Source organism: Streptomyces sp. YIM 130001 (assembly GCF_003574445.1).
Classification (GTDB): domain Bacteria; phylum Actinomycetota; class Actinomycetes; order Streptomycetales; family Streptomycetaceae; genus Streptomyces.
On record NZ_KZ984554.1, the window covers coordinates 177,756 to 195,187 of the forward strand.

Annotated in this window: 19 protein-coding genes; 10 read left to right on the forward strand and 9 right to left on the reverse strand. The window is 71.6% G+C overall.

Features of this window, described 5'->3' with window-relative positions:
* Positions 1–24 precede the first annotated feature (24 nt).
* On the forward strand, positions 25–597 hold the full coding sequence (locus DSC45_RS14545) for a PadR family transcriptional regulator (protein ID WP_119290878.1): 573 nt from the start codon (positions 25–27) through the stop codon (positions 595–597).
* A gap of 54 nt (positions 598–651) precedes the next feature.
* Here DSC45_RS14545 and DSC45_RS14550 read toward each other — a convergent pair whose 3' ends face one another.
* Together DSC45_RS14550 and DSC45_RS14555 are read right to left on the reverse strand one after the other, a co-directional pair.
* The gene (locus DSC45_RS14550; protein ID WP_119290880.1) at positions 652–1,281 is read right to left on the reverse strand and encodes a histidine phosphatase family protein; all 630 of its coding nucleotides are present in this window, start codon (positions 1,279–1,281) and stop codon (positions 652–654) included.
* 55 nt (positions 1,282–1,336) lie between these two features.
* A complete protein-coding gene (locus DSC45_RS14555) occupies positions 1,337–1,681 on the reverse strand; it encodes a hypothetical protein (protein ID WP_119290882.1) in 345 nt (114 codons plus the stop codon).
* Positions 1,682–1,860: 179 nt separating this feature from the next.
* Between DSC45_RS14555 and DSC45_RS14560 the strand changes: the two genes are divergently transcribed.
* Positions 1,861–2,106: a DUF2277 domain-containing protein gene (locus DSC45_RS14560; RefSeq protein ID WP_119290885.1), complete on the forward strand. Its 246-nt coding sequence runs from the start codon at positions 1,861–1,863 to the stop codon at positions 2,104–2,106.
* On the opposite strand, the gene DSC45_RS14565 is transcribed toward DSC45_RS14560, so the two are convergent.
* On the reverse strand, positions 2,075–2,692 hold the full coding sequence (locus DSC45_RS14565) for a DedA family protein (protein WP_119290886.1): 618 nt from the start codon (positions 2,690–2,692) through the stop codon (positions 2,075–2,077). The genes DSC45_RS14560 and DSC45_RS14565 overlap by 32 nt on opposite strands.
* Positions 2,693–2,956: 264 nt before the next feature.
* Between DSC45_RS14565 and DSC45_RS14570 the strand changes: the two genes are divergently transcribed.
* Entirely contained in the window at positions 2,957–3,511 is a 555-nt protein-coding gene (locus DSC45_RS14570) for a superoxide dismutase family protein (protein ID WP_119290888.1), read from the forward strand.
* Here the strand turns inward: DSC45_RS14570 and DSC45_RS14575 are convergent.
* From DSC45_RS14575 to DSC45_RS14585, 3 genes are all read right to left on the reverse strand, one after another.
* On the reverse strand, positions 3,480–3,944 hold the full coding sequence (locus tag DSC45_RS14575; RefSeq protein WP_119290890.1) for a DoxX family protein: 465 nt from the start codon (positions 3,942–3,944) through the stop codon (positions 3,480–3,482). The two genes, DSC45_RS14570 and DSC45_RS14575, sit on opposite strands and share 32 nt — an antisense overlap.
* A gap of 214 nt (positions 3,945–4,158) precedes the next feature.
* Positions 4,159–5,796 carry an alkaline phosphatase D family protein gene (locus tag DSC45_RS14580; RefSeq protein ID WP_119291242.1) on the reverse strand — a complete coding sequence of 546 codons (1,638 nt, stop codon included), beginning with the start codon at positions 5,794–5,796 and terminating at the stop codon, positions 4,159–4,161.
* A gap of 145 nt (positions 5,797–5,941) precedes the next feature.
* Positions 5,942–6,601 carry an HNH endonuclease family protein gene (locus tag DSC45_RS14585; RefSeq protein ID WP_119290892.1) on the reverse strand — a complete coding sequence of 220 codons (660 nt, stop codon included), beginning with the start codon at positions 6,599–6,601 and terminating at the stop codon, positions 5,942–5,944.
* A gap of 429 nt (positions 6,602–7,030) precedes the next feature.
* Here DSC45_RS14585 and DSC45_RS14590 point away from each other — a divergent pair, with 429 nt between their 5' ends.
* The 3 genes from DSC45_RS14590 (at position 7,031) to DSC45_RS14600 (ending at position 10,373) form a co-directional block, all read left to right on the forward strand.
* A complete protein-coding gene (locus tag DSC45_RS14590) occupies positions 7,031–7,687 on the forward strand; it encodes an HAD-IA family hydrolase (protein WP_119290894.1) in 657 nt (218 codons plus the stop codon).
* Between the two features lie 251 nt (positions 7,688–7,938).
* Positions 7,939–8,628, forward strand: coding sequence for a TetR/AcrR family transcriptional regulator (locus DSC45_RS14595; protein ID WP_119290896.1), 690 nt, complete (start codon positions 7,939–7,941; stop codon positions 8,626–8,628).
* A 203-nt stretch (positions 8,629–8,831) separates the two neighbouring features.
* Positions 8,832–10,373 carry an MDR family MFS transporter gene (locus tag DSC45_RS14600; RefSeq protein WP_119290898.1) on the forward strand — a complete coding sequence of 514 codons (1,542 nt, stop codon included), beginning with the start codon at positions 8,832–8,834 and terminating at the stop codon, positions 10,371–10,373.
* A gap of 58 nt (positions 10,374–10,431) precedes the next feature.
* On the opposite strand, the gene DSC45_RS14605 is transcribed toward DSC45_RS14600, so the two are convergent.
* Positions 10,432–11,397, reverse strand: a complete 966-nt coding sequence (locus DSC45_RS14605; protein WP_162929224.1) for a peptidoglycan-binding domain-containing protein — start codon at positions 11,395–11,397, stop codon at positions 10,432–10,434.
* Positions 11,398–11,848: 451 nt separating this feature from the next.
* Here DSC45_RS14605 and DSC45_RS14610 point away from each other — a divergent pair, with 451 nt between their 5' ends.
* Both DSC45_RS14610 and DSC45_RS14615 read left to right on the forward strand, forming a co-directional pair.
* Positions 11,849–13,900 (forward strand): MDR family MFS transporter, encoded by a 2,052-nt coding sequence (locus DSC45_RS14610; RefSeq protein ID WP_119290901.1) that lies wholly within the window; start codon positions 11,849–11,851, stop codon positions 13,898–13,900.
* Positions 13,901–14,105: 205 nt separating this feature from the next.
* The gene (locus DSC45_RS14615) at positions 14,106–14,615 is read left to right on the forward strand and encodes a DinB family protein (RefSeq protein ID WP_119290903.1); all 510 of its coding nucleotides are present in this window, start codon (positions 14,106–14,108) and stop codon (positions 14,613–14,615) included.
* Between the two features lie 79 nt (positions 14,616–14,694).
* On the opposite strand, the gene DSC45_RS14620 is transcribed toward DSC45_RS14615, so the two are convergent.
* Positions 14,695–15,012 (reverse strand): antibiotic biosynthesis monooxygenase family protein, encoded by a 318-nt coding sequence (locus tag DSC45_RS14620; RefSeq protein ID WP_119290905.1) that lies wholly within the window; start codon positions 15,010–15,012, stop codon positions 14,695–14,697.
* Between the two features lie 51 nt (positions 15,013–15,063).
* Positions 15,064–15,468 carry a DnaJ family domain-containing protein gene (locus tag DSC45_RS14625; RefSeq protein ID WP_119290907.1) on the reverse strand — a complete coding sequence of 135 codons (405 nt, stop codon included), beginning with the start codon at positions 15,466–15,468 and terminating at the stop codon, positions 15,064–15,066.
* A 148-nt stretch (positions 15,469–15,616) separates the two neighbouring features.
* Here DSC45_RS14625 and DSC45_RS14630 point away from each other — a divergent pair, with 148 nt between their 5' ends.
* Together DSC45_RS14630 and DSC45_RS14635 are read left to right on the forward strand one after the other, a co-directional pair.
* Positions 15,617–16,009, forward strand: coding sequence for an FHA domain-containing protein (locus DSC45_RS14630; RefSeq protein ID WP_119290909.1), 393 nt, complete (start codon positions 15,617–15,619; stop codon positions 16,007–16,009).
* Between the two features lie 304 nt (positions 16,010–16,313).
* Positions 16,314–17,387, forward strand: a complete 1,074-nt coding sequence (locus DSC45_RS14635; RefSeq protein ID WP_119291243.1) for a serpin family protein — start codon at positions 16,314–16,316, stop codon at positions 17,385–17,387.
* The last annotated feature ends 45 nt before the right edge of the window (positions 17,388–17,432 follow it).

The window sequence follows — 17,432 nt, forward strand, 5'->3', positions numbered from 1 at the left end:
GGTCCACGTACTTAGGATGCCGACATGTCCCTGCCGCACGCCATCCTCACCGCCCTGCTCGAGCGGCCTTCGTCGGGGCTCGAACTGACGCGTCGTTTCGACAAGTCGATCGGCTACTTCTGGTCGGCGACGCATCAGCAGATCTACCGGGAGCTCGGCCGACTCGAGGAGTCCGGACTGATCCGCGTACTGCCTGCGGAACGTCCCGCCCGCGGGCAGAAGAAGGAGTACGAGGTGCTGCCCGCCGGCCGGGACGAACTGACCGAGTGGGTGGGCAGGGCGGAGGATCCCAAGCCGGTGCGCGACCCGCTGTTGCTGCGGTTGCGCGCGGCCGGGGTGGTCGGGACGGCCGGCCTCGTCGTCGAGATGCGACGTCACCTTGGCCTCCACCGGGCGCAGTTGGCGGAGTACACGGCCATCGAGGAGCGGGACTTCTCGCCCGGCCCGTCCAGTACGGAGGACCGGCTGCGCCATCTCGTGCTGCGCGGCGGGATCGAGCTGGAGACCTTCTGGATCACCTGGCTGACCGAGGCGCTGGACGATGTGCAGAGCGGCGCGCAGCCGCGGAGGGCCGGCGAACTCACGGGCGACGGCTGAGCGGTGGGGCAGGGCGGGCGGTCACACCCCCGGCCCGGCTCGAAAGCTGCCCGGTCAGGTGTCGAGGTGGCGAGTGCCACCGAGTTCCACGACCTGGCGGTTGTGGAAGTAGTCGTCCTCGTGCAGCACGGTGATGCTGCCGGGCGCGGCACGGAAGGCGGCCCGGCCGGTCGACTCGACGGGCATCCCGATCCAGGACGCCACCACGACCGTCAGTGATCCGCCGTGCGTCACCACGATCTGGTGCCCGCACGGCCGAGCCAGGATGTCGTCCATCGCGGCGTAGACCCGACGTACCCAGGCCGCCTTCGTCTCGGCGCCCGCTATGCCCTCGTCGTGGTCGAGGCGCTCGCCGACGGCCGGTGGCGGTACGAAGCGTTCGTCCAGCCACGCCTGCGGCCGGCCCTCGGCCTCGCCGTAGGACTTCTCCCGCAGCCGGGGGTCGAGGACGGGATCCACGCCGAACAGTGCGCCTGTCTCCTCGGCCGTCTGCCGGGTGCGGCGCAGGTCGGATGAGAACAGTTCGACCTCCGTCCCCTCGGGTATCCGGTCCCGCAGCGCGCGGGCCGCGCGGCGGGCCGCCCCTTCGCCCGCGGCGGTGAGCGACGAATCGTGCCATCCGCCGACCACGCCATCGATGTGATGGGTCGCCTCCGGGTGCGTGACGACGTACAGACTGCGCATCAGCGTCTGCCCCCTCCGCAGTGCGAGGCCCGTGCGCCCGCACCACTCGGCCCTGTCATCCCGCCTCCTGTTGCTCGTCCGGGCCCGCGCGCTTCAGGCGCATCCGGGCGTCCACCAGCTCGCCGGCGTCGAACTCACGCCAGTGCCGATGGCAGGTGATGAACACCGCCAACTCCCGCTCCCGCTCTCGTAATTTCTCCACCTCCGCCTGCTCGTCCTCGGTCCAGCCCGGCGAGGCCGGGCGCTCGATCCTGCGCCAGCCCGTCGTGTCACTGAATCCGTCCAGCGGCTCGACGGACCAGGGGAGCCGCTTCAACAGGCCCAGGAGCTCCGCCCGGACCTGGTGCAGCTCCTCCTGCCCCGCGAGGAGGTCGCTCGGAAATTCTCGGGTCGCTGCCACACGGCAATGCTACGCCTGTTCGAATTTCAAACGCGAGGTTCAACCGTCCCCGTCACCCGAAAGTGGCGTACGCGAGTTCGAAGTGGACGCCCGGCCGGGAGCTGCGGGGCCGGAGGTCCGGTCGGCGGCCAGGCTCCTCGGGCATGGGCAACAGGCGTCCCGCGCGGCACACTGGAGGTATGTGCCGCAGTATCAAGACCCTTCGCCCGCCCGTGATTCCCGAGGAAGCCACCGAGGAGGAGATGCGCGCCGCCGCCCTGCAGTACGTACGCAAGGTCTCCGGCTTCCGGCAGCCCGCAGCGCACAACCGCGAGGTCTTCGACCGCGCCGTCGACGCCGTGACCGCCGCGACCCGGGACCTGCTCAGCGAACTGGAGGTGCGCGGATCGGCCGCTAGCGCGTCGCGGCAGCAGGGCGCCGCATGACATAGGCGGCGCCGGCGCCGGCGATGACCAGGGCGGCGAGTGAGACCGCCGTCGCCAGCCAGGTGGCGCCCAGCCAGTGGCCGCCGAAGTATCCGAGGCCCACGCTGTATCCCGCCCAGACCAGACCGGCGAGCGCCGACCACGGCAGGAACTCGCGGCTGGTGCGACGGGCCGCGCCCGCTCCGATGGAGACCACCGAGCGTCCGGCGGGAGCGAAGCGGGCGATGACGACGAGCGCGCCGCCGCCCCGTGCGACGGCGACGCCGAGTCGTTCCTGCGCCGATGTCAGGCGGCGGGAGCGGGCGATGGCCCGGTCGAATCTGCCGCCGTCGCGGCGTGCCAACCGGTAGGCGACGAAGTCGCCGAGTACCGAGGCGGTCGTGGCGCACAGGATCAGCACGAGGATGTCCGGTACGTCCTGCACGTGGCGTGTGGCACCGGTGCCCGCGGCGGCCGCCGCAGTGGCTGCCATGATCACCAGAAGTCCGCTGGGCAGTACGGGCAGGAAGACGTCGAACAGGACCGAGACCGCGACGATCGCGTAGATCCAGGGGCTGCCGATCAGCGACCCCAAACTCTCCAGCACCGAAAACTCCCCGTTCCTCACTCACAACGCCGCGACGTCGCAGGGGAGCGGCAGGGGCGGCCATGACTGTCAGCCATACAGCGTACGCGGATGGTGCGGCCGCCGGGACGCAGGGGGTGCAAGTGTTCGCCGATTCACGTTCATCCACGCGTCTTGTCCCGTGTGCCGTACGGCTTCACCCGCATGCCGCGTCCCGTGCGGCGGCCGCCGCCGTTGTCCCGTACGAACGAGAAAGACTCAGGCGGGACCGAGAGGAGCGGGACGATGGTGGCAGCGATGGTGGCGGGTGCGGTGGCGGGTGCACTGCTGGCGACGGGCAGTGCGGGAGCAGGTGCGGCGGACGTGTACGCGACGCAGGTGAGCGGGGTGTTCGCGCCGCCGTCCGCGCTGGTGGCATCGTCGGCCAAGACGTACGACCTCGAGAAGGTCCCGGCGGGCGCGCGGATCACGGTCGGTGAGACCAGCACGCCGGCGGGCACCAGGGTGACCCTCGGCGTCTCGGGTCTGCAGGCGGGCTACGCGTACGGCGCCCACGTGCACCAGAAGCCGTGCGGCGCCCTGCCGGAGGCGGCGGGCGGGCACTACCAGAACCGGGTGGACCCGGTGCAGCCCTCGACGGACCCGGCGTACGTGAACCCGCGCAACGAGGTCTGGCTCGACTTCACGACCGACGCACAGGGTCGTGGTCACGCCGAGGCGCAGCACGACTGGGGCTTCCGCAAGGGCGGTGCGCGCTCGGTCGTCCTGCACCGCGAACAGGGCGGTGCAGGCGACCGGCTGGCGTGCTTCAGCGTGCCGTTCGGACCTCGTCAGGGGTGACGGCCGCGGTGGGTCGGGCCGGCTGTTCGTCGCTGCGCGAGGAGAACAGTCGGTCCACCCCCAGGGCTCCGGAGCCGGTGAAGGCGAGCAGCAGGAACGCCCAGCAGAACATCGCCGAGGCCTCCCCGCCGTTCTCCATCGGCCACAGTGCCTCCGGCTGGTGGACCTTGAAGTAGGCGTACGCCATGGAGCCGGAGGCGACGAGCGCCGCGACGCGGGTGCCGAGCCCGAGCGCCACGAGGCCGCCGCCGACCAGCTGGATCACCGCCGCGTACCAACCCGGCCAGGTGCCGGTGTCCACGGTGCCGCCGCCCATCGCTCCGCCGAGCACGCCGAAGAGCGAGGCGGCGCCGTGGCAGGCGAAGAGCAGGCCGACGACGATGCGGAACAGGCCGATCGCGTAAGGCTGGGCGTTGTTGAGACGTCCAGTCATGGGGGGTCTCCTTCGGTTCGTGTGGGGACGGGAAACCGATCGGGAAGCCCCCAGGTTAGGCAGGCCTAACCTGTACTTGCAAGTTCAACATTTAGTTGTTGTCCGGATTCCGCTTGTCTGTCCGAAGCGTGCCCTCGTTCGGTCCGGGGCGTGATCCGGGTGCTCGGACTGCCCGCCTGCACGCCCGCCCGGCAGCGGGCGTGCAAGTGCGAGTTCAGCGCGTGACCGTCGACTCCTCGACCGTTTTCAGGCGCGCCTTTCCGCCTCGCAGGGCTTGCGCCCGGTCCATCCGCAATTGCGCGGAGCGGCCCCGCAGGGTCAGGGTCATCAGGTGGTTCCCGAACCAGGGCCCGCCGGTGCGGCGCCAGTCGACCCGGGCCCGGCGGGTGCGGCCGTGCCGGGCCAGACCCCGGCCGAGCCGCCGGCCGAACCGGCTCCAGCCGAAGCGGAATCCGAGCTTGATCACCGCCGGGATCGAGTTGTGCATCGGTGAGCAGGTCAGTTGGAGCACCCGGGAGTTCGGGCCCGTGCCCGCCGGCCAGCTGGGCTCGGCGACGTAGGCGTGGTGCACGTCACCGGACAGGACGCAGACGGCGGCCGGGGCGTCCGGTCCCGTGCCCACCTCCTCGATCAAAGCGGTCAGTTCGTCGAACGAGTCGGCGAAGGCCGGCCAGTGCTCCAGGTCGCTGCGGCGCCGTATGTTCTCCGCGAACCTGGCCCAGCGCGGGCCGCGTTCGCCTGCCGCGAGGGCTGCGTTCCAGCCCTCGGCGTCGTGGATGAGGTGCGGCAGCAGCCAGGGCAGCGAGGTGCCGATCAGCAGGTGGTCGCAGGGGCCGTCGAGGGCCTGGGCACGGATCCAGGCCGCCTCCTGCGGGTCCACCATCGCGCGTCCGGACTCGTCGAGTACGCGGGCCGCGCGGGTGTCGATCATCAGCAGCCGGACGCCGCCGAAGTCGCGCCGGTAGCTCCAGCGGACGCCGTCCGGATCCTCGTCCGCCGTCGCGGCGAAGGTGCGCAGCGCGTCCGTGCCGTCCGGCTTGTCCCGCACGGCCGCGTAGACCTCGTCCTCCTCCAGCTGGGCCGGGCTCAGGTTGCCGAGGTGCTGGTACACCCAGTACGACATCAGCCCGCTGAGTATCCGCTCGCGCCACCAGGGGGTCGCGCGCATCTCGTTGACCCAGGCCTCGCTGGTGTTCCAGTCGTCGATCACGTCGTGGTCGTCGAAGATCATCAGGCTGGGCACGGTGGAGAGCAGCCAGCGGACCTCGGGGTCCAGCCAGGACTCGTAATAGAGGTGGGTGTATTCCTCGTAGTCCGCGACCTGGTCGCCCGGTGGTTCGGAGAGGTCCCGGCGGGCGGCGAGCCAGCTGCGGGTCGCCGGGGACGTCATGTCCGCGTAGATCTGGTCGCCGAGCAGCAGCAGGACGTCCGGCCGCTCGGCCTCCGGGTTCGCGGCCAGGCGTACGGCCAGGGTGTCCAGGGCGTCCGGGCCCATCGGGTCCTTCTCGCCGGTCGGTGAGATCGCCCAGCGGCAGGAACCGAAGGAGACCCGCAGTTCGGCCGGTGGATCGGCCGGGGTGCGGATCGTCGAGGGCGGGAAGCGTGCGTCCGCCTGCGGCCAGACGCGGTGGCCGTCGAGCAGTACCTCGTACGCCGTCTCCGTGCCCGGAGTCAGTCCTTCGACCGGGATCAGGGCGTAGTGGTGACCGGCGACCTGGAATGTGCGGGTCCGGCCCGAGGAGCCGTCCGCGCAGCGCACCTCGGCGGTGCTCGGCCGGTCGGACTCGACCCAGATGGTCGCCGCCCCGGCGTCCACGTGGCGCAGCAGCGGTCCCAGGCGGAGCCTGGTCATGGTGATCACTTCCCTCCGTCGCCCCGTACGGTACGGAACGACGGAGGGCAGTGGACAGGTTCCGGCCGACCGGTGGTCGCCGGCGCCGGGAGGACCTGCTCCCCGACCTGCTGTTCGGACCCGGTGCGGCGCCCGGGGCCCGGACTCAGCAGCCCTTCAGGACGCCCTCGAGGGCGGTCTTCTCCGCGGGGTCGACGGTCAGCTCGTAGTGGTGCTTCACCTCGACCCACATCCGCGCGTACACGCAGTTGTACGAGGCCAGCGGGGGCAGCCAGTCGGCCGGGTCCTTGTCGCCCTTGGACTGGTTGACGTTGTCCGTGACGGCTATGAGCTGGGGGCGCGTGAGGTCGTTGGCGAATCCCTCGCGTGCGTCGTCGGTCCAGGACGAGGCGCCCGAGCGCCAGGCCTCGGCGAGCGGGACGACATGGTCGATGTCGACATCGCCGGACGCGCTCCAGGTCTCCCCGTCGTACTCGGAGAACCAGCTGCCGGCTGTCGCGGCGCAGCTGTCGTCCTGCTCGACGTCGGTGCCGTCGCGCTCCAGGACGACCTCGCGGGTGTTGCAGGCGCCCTCCTGGGTGCTCCAGTGCGGGAACTTCTCGCGGTCGTACCCGTCGGACGAACCCTCGGCCTGCTCGGTCAGCTCCCCGAGATAGGTACGGGCGGTTTCGGCGCTGACGGGGTCCGGGGGCGAGGCCTCGGCCGTGCCGCCGGTGAGCAGGGCGGCGACCGAGACGCAGCCGGTGACGGCGGCGAGGGCGGCGAGCCGGCGGGGGGACCGGCGACGCGCGTAGACACCTGACATGCGAACTCCCTTGATGTGGGGGGATGTTGGCCTCGGGAGGCCAGGTCATGTTGGCGCCCCGGGGTTTCCGTGGGGTGAGCGCCAGATGACAGGGTCGCGTCATTGGCGCGCGCACATCAAGAGGCTGGCGGGTTGTCATGTGGGGGCGGGGGAGCGGGAGTTGGGTGCGCGGGCGCAGCAAAGGGGCATTCGGTGCGGTTTGTCCCGGTGTCGTTCGTCGCGCGGTCGACTCTTCGGTCGCGGAGGTCGAGCGTCTGGCGTGGGGTCCGGTGGTGGCCGCGCGGGGGGATCTCGGGTGTGCCCGGATCCGGGCAGGCGGGTGGCGGCGGGTGCTCTCGGTTTTGTATCGTATTGGAACAAAGTGGCCCTGCTCGTTCACCCTGACCGGCGGGCGGGGCCACTTATCACGTCTCTGTCTGGAGTCCGCCGATGACGGCCACGCCCGCCGCCCTGTCCGCCCGTGCCCTCCTGCTCGACATGGACGGCACGCTCGTCAACTCCGATGCCGTGGTGGAACGCTGCTGGCGTCGCTGGTCCGCGCGGTACGGCCTCGACTTCGACGAGGTCATCAAGGTCGTGCACGGCCGCCAGGGGTACGCGTCCATGGCTGTACTCCTGCCGGACCGCCCCATGGCCGAGAACTACGCGGAGAACCGGCAGATGCTCGCCGAGGAGACCGCGGACATGGAGGGCGTCGTACCGGTACCGGGTGCGCCCGCCTTCATGGACGCGATCGCGGATCTGCCGCATGCCCTGGTCACTTCGGCGGACCGTGCGCTCTCGGACGGCCGGATGGCGGCCGCGGGTCTGCGGATGCCGCTGACGCGGATCTCGGCGGAGTCGGTGGGAGCGAGCAAGCCCGACCCCGAGGGGTTCCTCAAGGGGGCCGCGGAATTGGGCATCGACCCGGCGGACTGCCTGGTCTTCGAGGACTCGGCCGCCGGGATCGCGGCAGGGCTGGCCGCGGGGATGCGGGTCGTGGGTGTGGGGGAGCGCGCCCCGGCGTACGAGCCCACGGTGTGCGTGCCCGATCTGCTCCGGGTGCGTGTCGTGCGGGACGGGGACGGGATCCGCGTTTCGTTCTGACGGCCGGACGACGGCCGGACGACGGCAGGGCGATGTCGGGTCGGGCCGGCTCTCACGCGGCAGTCCGTGGCTGGTTCCGGGATGCCCCGTGCGGCTTCGCGGACCTGCTGCTGAGGCACTGCCGAGGCGCCCCGGCCGCGGTCGACGACGCCCGATGGACCGCTGGGCACCGGAGGGGGTCTGGCTCCTCGGGGCCGGGTCGCGCCACGGCGCCCTCCGGTCGGTGTGCACGCGCTCGGTAGGGTCGTGGCATGACTGCCCGCCCTCAGCCCGTCAGCCGCCGCGAGCGCCCCGCCAAGCCGGCCCTGACCCGTGCCGGAATCATCTCGAGTGCGGTCCGCGTGATGCGCGCCGAGGGTCTGCAGCGGGTCACGATGCGGCGCCTGGCCAGGGAGCTCGACACCGGCCCGGCGTCGCTGTACGTCTACGTGGCCAACACCGCCGAGTTGCACGCGGCGATCCTGGACGAACTGCTCGGCGAGGTCGACCTGCAGTCGGCCGCCGGCGACGGGGACTGGCGCGAGCGGATCGAGGCCGTTCTGACGTCCTACAGCGGCCTTCTGTACCAGCACCCGAGCCTCGCGCAGTCGGCACTGGTGGCCCGCCCTTCGGGCCCCAACTACCTCAAGCTCCTCGAGGCGTTGCTCGCCCTGCTCAGCCTGGGTGGGGTGCCGGACGACCAGGCGGCCTGGGGAGTGGACGTACTGCTTCAGGTCGCCACCGCGGGTGCGGCCGAGCACGCCGGACGGGAGGGCTCGCCGGATTCCGAGGGTGAGTGGGACGCGGTGGCCGAGGCCGTGACGAACGTATCGGCGCGCGAGGCGCCCCATGTCGCCGCGCTCGGTACGGAGTTGGTGTCCGGGACTCCGCGGGGGCGGGAGTCGTGGCGGATCCGCGTGCTCCTCAACGGCATCCTGCGTACGCCGCGCGTCACGTCCTGATCGCCGAGGTGCGCAGGCGGTAGGTGCGACGCCCGCCGTCGGTGGCACTCAGCTGTTGCTCGCCGGCTGTGACCGGCTCCTTTCGTCGACCTCATCGATGCAGGTCAGCGCCGTGTGCGATGCTGCGAACTTGTTCGTAGCGAACATGTTCGTTACCGTGGATGAAGTCCACCTGCCACGTGTCCCGAAAGGGGTGAGCTGCCATGTCCGCACCCACCACACCCACGGCCGACGACCCGCCCGTCGTGCCGAAGAACATCCGCTGGGTCCTGCTCGGCGTCCTGCTGGCGATGTTGCTGTCGATGCTGGACGGCCTCATCGTCGGCACCGCGATGCCCACGGTCGTCGCGGACATCGGCGGCATCGACCACATCTCCTGGGTGGTCACCGCGTACACCCTGGCCACCGCCTGCTCGACTCCGGTGTGGGGCAAGCTCGGTGACCTGTTCAACCGCAAGCACATGTTCCTGGGCTCGATCGTGATCTTCATGATCGGATCGCTGCTGGCCGGGCAGGCGTCCTCGATGGGGGAGCTGATCGGCTTCCGTGCTCTGCAGGGCATCGGGGCCGGCGGCCTGATGGCCGGGGCCTTCGCCCTCATCGGCGTCCTGCTGCCGCCTCGCGAACGCGGCAGGTACCAGGGCATGGTGGCGATCATCCAGGCCGTCGGCAGCATCGGCGGCCCGCTGGTCGGCGGCTTCATCACCGGCCACCTCGGCTGGCGCTGGGCCTTCTACGTCAACCTCCCCCTCGGTCTGATCTGTCTGGTGTGGTGCGGATTGCTGCTGCACGTGCCCGCCGCACGCCGCGGCAAGGTCGCCATCGACTGGCTCGGCATCACCTTGATGACCGCGATGATCAGCGCCGTCGTCATGGCCGCGACCTGGGCCGGCAGCACCTACGCCTGGACCTCCTGGCAGATCCTGTCGCTGGGCGCCGTTGCCGCGCTGCTCCTGGTGGCCTTCGTCGCCTCGCAGAAGCGGGCCGCCGAACCGCTGCTCCCGCCGCGGATCTTCACCGGGCACCGCAATTTCCCGCTGGCCGCCGTGCTGCTGCTGGTCGCCGGTGTGGCCATGTTCGGCGGGACGCTGTATCTGCCGCTGTTCCAGCAGAGCGTGCAGGGTGCTTCCGCCGCCGACTCCGGGCTTCTGCTGCTGCCGATGATGGCGGGCACCGTCGTCGCGTCCACGGTCGCGGGCAAGGTGATGGCGAAGACCGGCAGGTACAAGGTCTTCCCGGTGGTCGGTGCCGCTTCGCTCGCGATCGGCATGGGGCTGCTGTCGACCATGGACATCACCACGTCCCGCTTCACCACCAGCGCCTACATGGTCCTGGTCGGTATCGGCACCGGATTCACCATCCAGATGGCCAACACCATCGCCCAGAACGCCGTAGGCCTGCGCGACATGGGTGCGGCCTCCGCGGCCACCAGCCTCTTCCGTACCCTCGGCGGTTCGCTCGGTGTCGCGGTCTTCGGTTCGCTGTTCACGCGCGCCGTCCAGGGGCACGCGGGGGCTCCGGCCGAGGGCGGCCGACCGGACGCCCCGACGGGCGAGGCCATGTCGCGGGCCGGTGACGCCTACCTGCACGCGGTGGCTCACGGCACCCAGCAGATCTTCCTGGTCGGCGCCTGCTGTGCCGCGGTCGCCTTCGTCGCTGCGCTGTTCATCCGCGAGGTCCCCCTGCGCGGCAAGCCCGGCAGCGCGCCGGCCGAGCGCAAGGCCGAGCCGGCCGAGACCGCGTGACCCGGCAACTCCCTGTCGGCCCGCACCAGTTGGGGTTCCGGAGCGGAGATCCGTACCGCTAGCCCTCCAGCGCTCGCCGGGTGGCCGGCCCGTACACCCCCCACGGGTCGTCCGTGACCCCCGTGTACTGCTGGAAGCGTCCCACCGCGTCGGCGACCCGCCAGTCGTAGTCGCCGTCGATCCGTCCGTCGTAGAGGCCGATCTGCCGCAGGCGCCCCTGGAGTTCGCGCACTTCGGAGCCGCTGTCGCCCTGGCGCAGTGTCCCGGTGTCCTCCGCCTCGACCGGGTCGTCGTCGGGCGTGGGTGGCGGTGGCGCGGGACGCTCGGTCCGCGAGGGCCGTTCGCTCGGCGTCGACGACCTGCTCGCGCGCTCGGACGGGCGGGTCGGCGAGGCCTCGGCCGAGGCCGAACCGGTGGCGGAGGCCGATGGTGAGGGCGGCGCCGACGACGTCGTGGACGCGGAGGGTGACGGGGACGCGCTCGACGTCGACGGCGACGGGGCGGGCGCCACCGTGGCCGGCCCGCGCGTCCGGTCCGGCAGCGCGCTCTCGTCCTCGGTGCCGGAGGAGAAGAGACCGGACGAGAGCGCGGCGACGGCCACGACGGCCCCTGCCGCGCCGGCGATGGCGAGTACGGCACGGCGCCGCCCCGAACCCCGCGAAGCACCCCGGCCCCTGCGATGCGTCCGCGCCGTTCCGCCCGCAGCGGTGTCGTCCGGGAACGCGGAGGCGTCGTCGAAAGTGTCGAAGTGGCGGGCGGCGCCGGAACCGTACGACCCGCCGCCGGAGCGCGAACCGGCACCCGGAACCGGGGAGACGTACGGCTCTGGTTCTGCGGTGCTCTCCGGGTACCAGGCCCCGGGGGCCGCGGCAGGCAGTTCAGCGGTGTCCGTCAGGCCGTATCCGGGCGATACGGGCCCGGCATCCGGTGCGTGGCCAGGAGCTGCGGCCGGCCGCCCGGCCTCGGCGTCGTCCGGCAGCGGCAGCGACACGTACGGCCGAATCCGCAGGCGCAGCGGATCCACGTCCTCGTCCCCGGGGCCGGGCCCCGCCGCGGCGTTCCCGGACCCCGGGGAACCCGCCGTGCCGCACCCGCAGGCCGCGGCCCCCGAGGCGCCGGGCACCGGCCATGGCGCACCGCAGTCAGGACATATCCGTCCGCTCACCTTTCGGGTCCCCTCCCTCGAGCCTGGAGCGATTATGCCGTCGGGCCCCAGGGCGTCCCGAAGCGGGCCCGAGGCTACTCGACAGGCCATACCCGCCCGTACCTACCAGGATGGACAGGGACGGACCACGCCCTGCGAGGGCCGCCCGGGCCGTACTGCCCGAGCGACAGCGCGACCGCGTAGCGGCACAGGACGGCGGAAGCGGCGGGGTCGGCGGCGACGGGCCACGAGGTCGCCACCGGCAGCCCCGTGGCACCAGACAACACAACACCCCAGCGCCCACCCCCAGGAGGGCGTCGAGGAGGCCTCGATGGCGCAGGATGTGAGCGACCGGCCGGTCGCGCCGGGAGAGGGGCAGTCCCAGCGGGCCGTGCTCGTCTCGATCGGAGCGCTGCTCCTCGGGATGCTGCTCGCCGCACTCGACCAGACGATCGTCTCCACCGCACTGCCGACGATCGTCAGCGAGCTCGGTGGTATGAAACACCTGTCGTGGGTGGTCACTGCCTACCTGCTCGCCTCGACGGCCGCCACCCCGCTCTGGGGCAAGCTCGGCGACCAGTACGGGCGCAAGAAGCTCTTCCAGGCCGCCATCGTGATCTTCCTGATCGGCTCCGCGCTCTGCGGCATGGCACAGAACATGCCGCAGCTCATCGGCTTCCGGGCGCTCCAGGGGCTCGGCGGTGGCGGCCTGATGGTGCTGTCGATGGCCATCGTCGGCGACCTCGTGCCGCCGCGGGACCGCGGCAAGTACCAGGGCCTGTTCGGCGCCGTGTTCGGTGCGACCAGTGTGCTCGGGCCGCTGCTCGGGGGTCTCTTCGTCGACCACCTGAGCTGGCGCTGGGTCTTCTACGTCAACCTGCCGCTCGGCGTCATCGCGCTCGCCGTGATCGCCGGAGCGCTGCACATTCCGGTGCGCCGGCAGAAGCACAGGATCGACTACCTGGGCACGTTCCTGATCGCCTCCGTGGCGACCTGTCTGATCCTCGTCACCTCGCTCGGCGGCACCACCTGGGCCTGGGCGTCGTTCCAGATCATCGGTCTCGCGGTACTCGCCGTGGTGCTCCTTCTCGCCTTCGTGGCGGCGGAGCGGCGGGCCGCGGAGCCCGTGATTCCGCTGAAGCTGTTCCGGATCCGCACCTTCTCGCTGTCCGCGGTGATCAGTTTCGTCATCGGGTTCGCGATGTTCGGCGCGATGACGTATCTGCCGACGTTCCTGCAGGTCGTGCACGGCATCTCGCCGACCATGTCCGGCGTCCACATGCTGCCGATGGTGCTCGGACTGCTGCTCTCCACGACGACGTCCGGGCAGATCGTCAGCCGGACCGGGCGCTGGAAGGTGTTCCCGATTCTCGGCACGGCCGTCACCGCACTCGGCCTCCTGCTCCTCCATCAACTGACCGAGCACAGCAGCACCCTGGAGATGAGCGCCTTCTTGTTCGTCTTCGGTCTCGGTCTGGGCCTGGTCATGCAGGTCCTGGTGCTGATCGTGCAGAACGCCGTCTCGTACGAGGATCTGGGCGTCGCCACCTCGGGGGCCACGTTCTTCCGGTCGATCGGCTCCGCCTTCGGCGTCGCGATCTTCGGCACGATCTTCGCGAACCGGCTCGACGGAGCCCTCACGGATGCCCTTGCCGGTCAGAACCTGCCGCCCGGTGTCACCGCCGCCGCCCTCGAGGCCGACCCGCGTCTGATGGCCCAACTCCCCCCGCAGGCACGGCCCGACGCCCTGCACGCGTACTCGGAGTCGATCACCGACATGTTCCTGTACGCGGCGCCGGTGGTGCTCGTCGCGTTCGTCCTGTCGTGGCTGCTGCACGAGGACAAGCTGCGCGGGTCGGTGACCGCGCCGGAACTCACCGAGACGCTGGCCAGCAACCCCGTGGAGCGTTCCTCGGACGACGAGGCGCTCAGAGCCCTGTCCGTGCTGGGCAGCCGGGAGGGACGCCGCGAGGTCTACCGCAGCATCACCGAGCGGGCGGGGTACGACCTGCTGCCTGCGGCCAGTTGGATGCTGCTCAGGATCCGGCACCGGGGTTCGGTGGAACCGGCCGTCCTCGCGGAGCGCAGCACGGTGCCGCTGCACGTCGTCCAGGCGGCGGCCATCCAGGTCGAGGAGCGGCACCTGGCCACACGTGAAGGACTCGGTCTGACCCTCACCGACCAGGGACGGAAGGTCGCCGACAAGCTCTTCAAGGCTCGCGAGGAGTCCCTCGCCGACCTCCTCGGCGACTGGTGGGGACCGAACCGTCCGCGCAACCTGATCGCCCTGGTCCAGGAACTCAACGCCGAACTGTGCGGCTCTGACGACGAACGCCCCCACGAAGACGCCCCACGTGAGAGGGGCGGCCGGGCGAGGGCGTAGCTGTCGGCCCGCTGTGTGCGGCCTCCACGCGCGCGTGAAGGCCGCACACAGCGGACCACCCCGGACCACCCCGGAACTGAACCGCCCGCTACGCGCGCGTGCCCGTCGCTTCGACCCGGAGGTCGAGCCGCGGCCGGCCGTAGACTCCGGCGCCTGATGCCCGCGTGCGGGGCAGGCGCGGACGACGAGCGAAGGAGTGTGGCCGGTGACCGGGGACGAACGCACGGGACCGCCCAAGTGCGGCAGCGAGCGGGAGACGTTGCGCGCATTCCTCGACTACCACCGGGCCACCCTCGCCCTGAAGTGCGCAGGCCTGGACGACGAGGAGCTGCGACGGCAGTCGATGCCGCCGTCGACGCTGTCCCTGCTCGGTCTTGTGCGGCACATGGCGGAGGTCGAGCGGACCTGGTTCCGCCGCGTCTTCGAGGACCACGACGTGCCCCTGGTCTGGTCCGACAGGATCGACTTCCAGGCGGCGTACGACGCGAGCAGGTCCACGAGGGGCGAGGCCTTCGCCGCCTGGGAGGCCGAGGTGGAGCACGCGCGCCGCATCGAGCGGGAGGCGGATTCGCTGGACCTGACCGGCTATCAGCCGAGGTGGGACGAGCGCGTCTCGCTGCGCATGGTGATGGTCCACGTGCTCCTGGAGTACGGCCGCCACAACGGCCACGCGGACTTCCTGCGCGAGGGAATCGACGGAACCGTCGGCGCCTGAGCGGGGCTCGTCATCCGGCCGCTGCGGCCCCACCGGGGGCCATGCAGCGGCCACATGACACGACTCCTGCGGTGAGCTGTCAGGCGCCCTTCGGCGCCGCCTGCTGCGCGACCTCGAAGGACCAGACCGTGGATCCGCTCGCGGCGGGCTTCGGGCGGTCGGCGCCGCCCTGGTGGGCCGACTTCATCGGACCCTCCATCCAGGCCTGGAACGACTCCTCGTCACGCCACCGCGTGTACACCAGGTAGTCGTCCGTGCCCTCGACCGGGCGGAGAAGCTCGAACCACTCGAATCCGTCCGAGTTCTCCACCGCGCCCGCGCGGGCGCCGAAGCGCTGCTCCAGAGTTTCCCGCTGCTCGGCGGGGACGGACAGGACGTTGATCTTCACGATGCTCATGCGTCCCATCGTCCCCCATGAGATGGGCGAGCGGGCGGGCGGTGGGGTCCTTCAGCGTTCGTCGCGGGACTCGTGCCAGCGGGCGACGATCTCGTCCGCGTCGTACGGGGTGAGGCCGAGGGGCGGGCCGGCCGGGGGCCTGCGGAGGTTGGCGGAGATCTTCGCGTTGAGGTCGGCGATCGCCTCGCGCACCGCGCGTTCCGAGGGGGCGTCCGGGACCGCCGCGAGGGTGTCCTCGGCCTCCTTGCGCAGGGCCAGCGTGGGCGGCAGCTGGGAGTAGCCCTCGCGGGCCATCTTCTGCTTGATCCACCACAATTCGTCGTAGGGCTGGTCAAGACTGGGCAAGGGCTTGCCCGCGCCGGTCAGATGCGCGAAGTCGCCGCGTTCCTCGGCTTCGCGGATCTGCCGGTCGACCCAGGTCTCGACGTCGATTCCAGGGGGCTTCCGCTCGGTCATGGGGTCATTGTCGCAAAGCGGTCGGCCTGGCGGGCGGGGGTCTGTCGGGCTGCGTCCTGTGCCGGTGTGTGCGGTCGAACTATCATGCGGCGGCGTGTGTCCACGCGCGCGTACTCGTCGGCGGAACCCGTGACTTGAAGGAGCCCACGTGCTCGAGCTCACCATGGCCACTGTCTCGGAGGTGAACGCCGGTGCCACGGCGGGCATGCTCATGGCCGACCACGACAGCGAGCCCGGAGCGGTGCTCCGGGTGGGCCGCGACCGCAGTGTCTGCCGGCTCTCGGCGCCGGACGACTGGCTGTTCGTCTCGCGTACGCATCTGGAGTTTCGCTGCGAGCCGGACCGGGCCTGGTCGGTGACCTGGGTGCGGGGTTCGCAGGCCGCGCCGTCGTCCGAGGTACGACTGATCACCGGCGGGCAGACCTACCCGCTGCAGTACGGCGGCACGGTCCGGCTGCCCGCCGGTGGATCGGGCGAGCTGGTCATCCAGGACCGTTCGGCGCCCCGCACCGTCAACGTGGGCTTCTACCACGAGGCGTGACCTGACCGCCGCGTGCGTGTGGCCGGCCGGCGGTTCCACCGGGCGGTGGCGGGCGCCGACGCCGATTGTCAGTGACGGCTTGCATACTGGCCGGGCTGCTGGGGGTACGGGCGTGCGGTCGGAACGGAGGGCCGGGCTGACGGCACCCGGGGGACCGACGGAGCGGCAGGGACGACGGGGGATTCGGGGGATGGACATGGCGAGGGAGCAGGGGCGCGAGGCGACCGGAGCGAGCGGCACCACCGCACCGGCACGCGGCGGAGGCGGAGTATCGGGGTCCGGCGGAGCGCCGGACGACGGCGCCATGGCGACCTGGCCGCGCGGGGCCGTGCGGACGCTCGCGGAGCGCTGGCTGCCCGGCGTCGCCGAAGGGGAGGACGACTTCGTCTGCTCGCCGGCCGGACTCTGGCTCGCGCTCGCGGCGGTCGCGGCGGGATCCGGCGGGGAAACGGCCACGGAGTTCGAGCAGTTGCTCGGTGTGGCCGGTGACGGGGCGGCGCAGGGCGTCACGGCAGGAGCGCGAGCGCTGGCGGCGACCGACGCCCTGGAGGTCGCCACCGGCGTCTGGAGTTCGGTGCCGGTGTACCGCGCGTACCGAGAGGCGCTGCCCGACGTCGGATTCGGGCCGCTCGACCCGGCACGGATCGACGCCTGGGTGCGGGAGTCGACGGGTGGGCTCGTCGAGCGCCTCCCGGTGGAGCTCTCCGCGGAGACCCTTTTGGTGCTGGTCAACGCTCTGGCGCTGAAGGCCCGTTGGGATGAACCGTTCACCGGCCTGTCCACGCGCTCCCGGCCGTTCACCGACGTACGCGGGCAGGTCCGTCGCGTACCGACGATGCACCGGTCCGTGCCACTCGCCGACGCCTGGCGCATCGGCGCGACACGGGTCGTGGAACTGCGCTGCCGAGGCGCGGCTCCCGCGCGCGTGCGCTTCATCCTCGGCCCGCCGGGACAGCCGCCGCACGAGGTGCTGCCGGCGGCCTGGGCGCCGGACGCGCAGCGCGTGGCGCTCGATGCCGAGCAGGTCGTGATGGCGCTGCCCCGGCTGGCGCTGCGTACCCGTATCGAGGCGGCCGGCCAGATCCGCGCTCTCGGGATCCGCACCGCGTTCCAGGGACGCGCGGATCTCTCCGGCATCTCGCCCGAGCCGCTCGCGATATCGGACGTGGTGCAGGAGTCGGTGCTCAGGATCGCCGAGGAGGGCGTGGAAGCCGCAGCGGTCACCGCGGTTCCCACCCGCGCCGGGTCCGCGTACCGGCCGGCGCGGGTGGAACGGATCGAGTACGACCGGCCGTTCGGTGTGGTCGTACTCTCCGACGCCGTCGACGACGTTCCGCTCTTCGTGGCTTGGCAGGCGCTGGCTCCGGACGGCGGTTGAGTCGCGCGGCGGGGTGCCGGCCGTCGCCGAGAGCCGGCCGCGGAC

What these genes read in the sequence shown, in the direction of transcription:
- DSC45_RS14545 (WP_119290878.1), top strand. Translation starts at nt 25, where the DNA reads ATGTCCCTGCCGCACGCCATCCTCACCGCCCTGCTCGAGCGGCCTTCG.
- DSC45_RS14550 (WP_119290880.1), bottom strand. Translation starts at nt 1,281, where the DNA reads ATGCGCAGTCTGTACGTCGTCACGCACCCGGAGGCGACCCATCACATC.
- DSC45_RS14560 (WP_119290885.1), top strand. Translation starts at nt 1,861, where the DNA reads ATGTGCCGCAGTATCAAGACCCTTCGCCCGCCCGTGATTCCCGAGGAA.
- DSC45_RS14570 (WP_119290888.1), top strand. Translation starts at nt 2,957, where the DNA reads ATGGTGGCAGCGATGGTGGCGGGTGCGGTGGCGGGTGCACTGCTGGCG.
- DSC45_RS14575 (WP_119290890.1), bottom strand. Translation starts at nt 3,944, where the DNA reads ATGACTGGACGTCTCAACAACGCCCAGCCTTACGCGATCGGCCTGTTC.
- DSC45_RS14580 (WP_119291242.1), bottom strand. Translation starts at nt 5,796, where the DNA reads ATGACCAGGCTCCGCCTGGGACCGCTGCTGCGCCACGTGGACGCCGGG.
- DSC45_RS14585 (WP_119290892.1), bottom strand. Translation starts at nt 6,601, where the DNA reads ATGTCAGGTGTCTACGCGCGTCGCCGGTCCCCCCGCCGGCTCGCCGCC.
- DSC45_RS14590 (WP_119290894.1), top strand. Translation starts at nt 7,031, where the DNA reads ATGACGGCCACGCCCGCCGCCCTGTCCGCCCGTGCCCTCCTGCTCGAC.
- DSC45_RS14595 (WP_119290896.1), top strand. Translation starts at nt 7,939, where the DNA reads ATGACTGCCCGCCCTCAGCCCGTCAGCCGCCGCGAGCGCCCCGCCAAG.
- DSC45_RS14600 (WP_119290898.1), top strand. Translation starts at nt 8,832, where the DNA reads ATGTCCGCACCCACCACACCCACGGCCGACGACCCGCCCGTCGTGCCG.
- DSC45_RS14610 (WP_119290901.1), top strand. Translation starts at nt 11,849, where the DNA reads ATGGCGCAGGATGTGAGCGACCGGCCGGTCGCGCCGGGAGAGGGGCAG.
- DSC45_RS14620 (WP_119290905.1), bottom strand. Translation starts at nt 15,012, where the DNA reads ATGAGCATCGTGAAGATCAACGTCCTGTCCGTCCCCGCCGAGCAGCGG.
- DSC45_RS14625 (WP_119290907.1), bottom strand. Translation starts at nt 15,468, where the DNA reads ATGACCGAGCGGAAGCCCCCTGGAATCGACGTCGAGACCTGGGTCGAC.
- DSC45_RS14635 (WP_119291243.1), top strand. Translation starts at nt 16,314, where the DNA reads ATGGCGACCTGGCCGCGCGGGGCCGTGCGGACGCTCGCGGAGCGCTGG.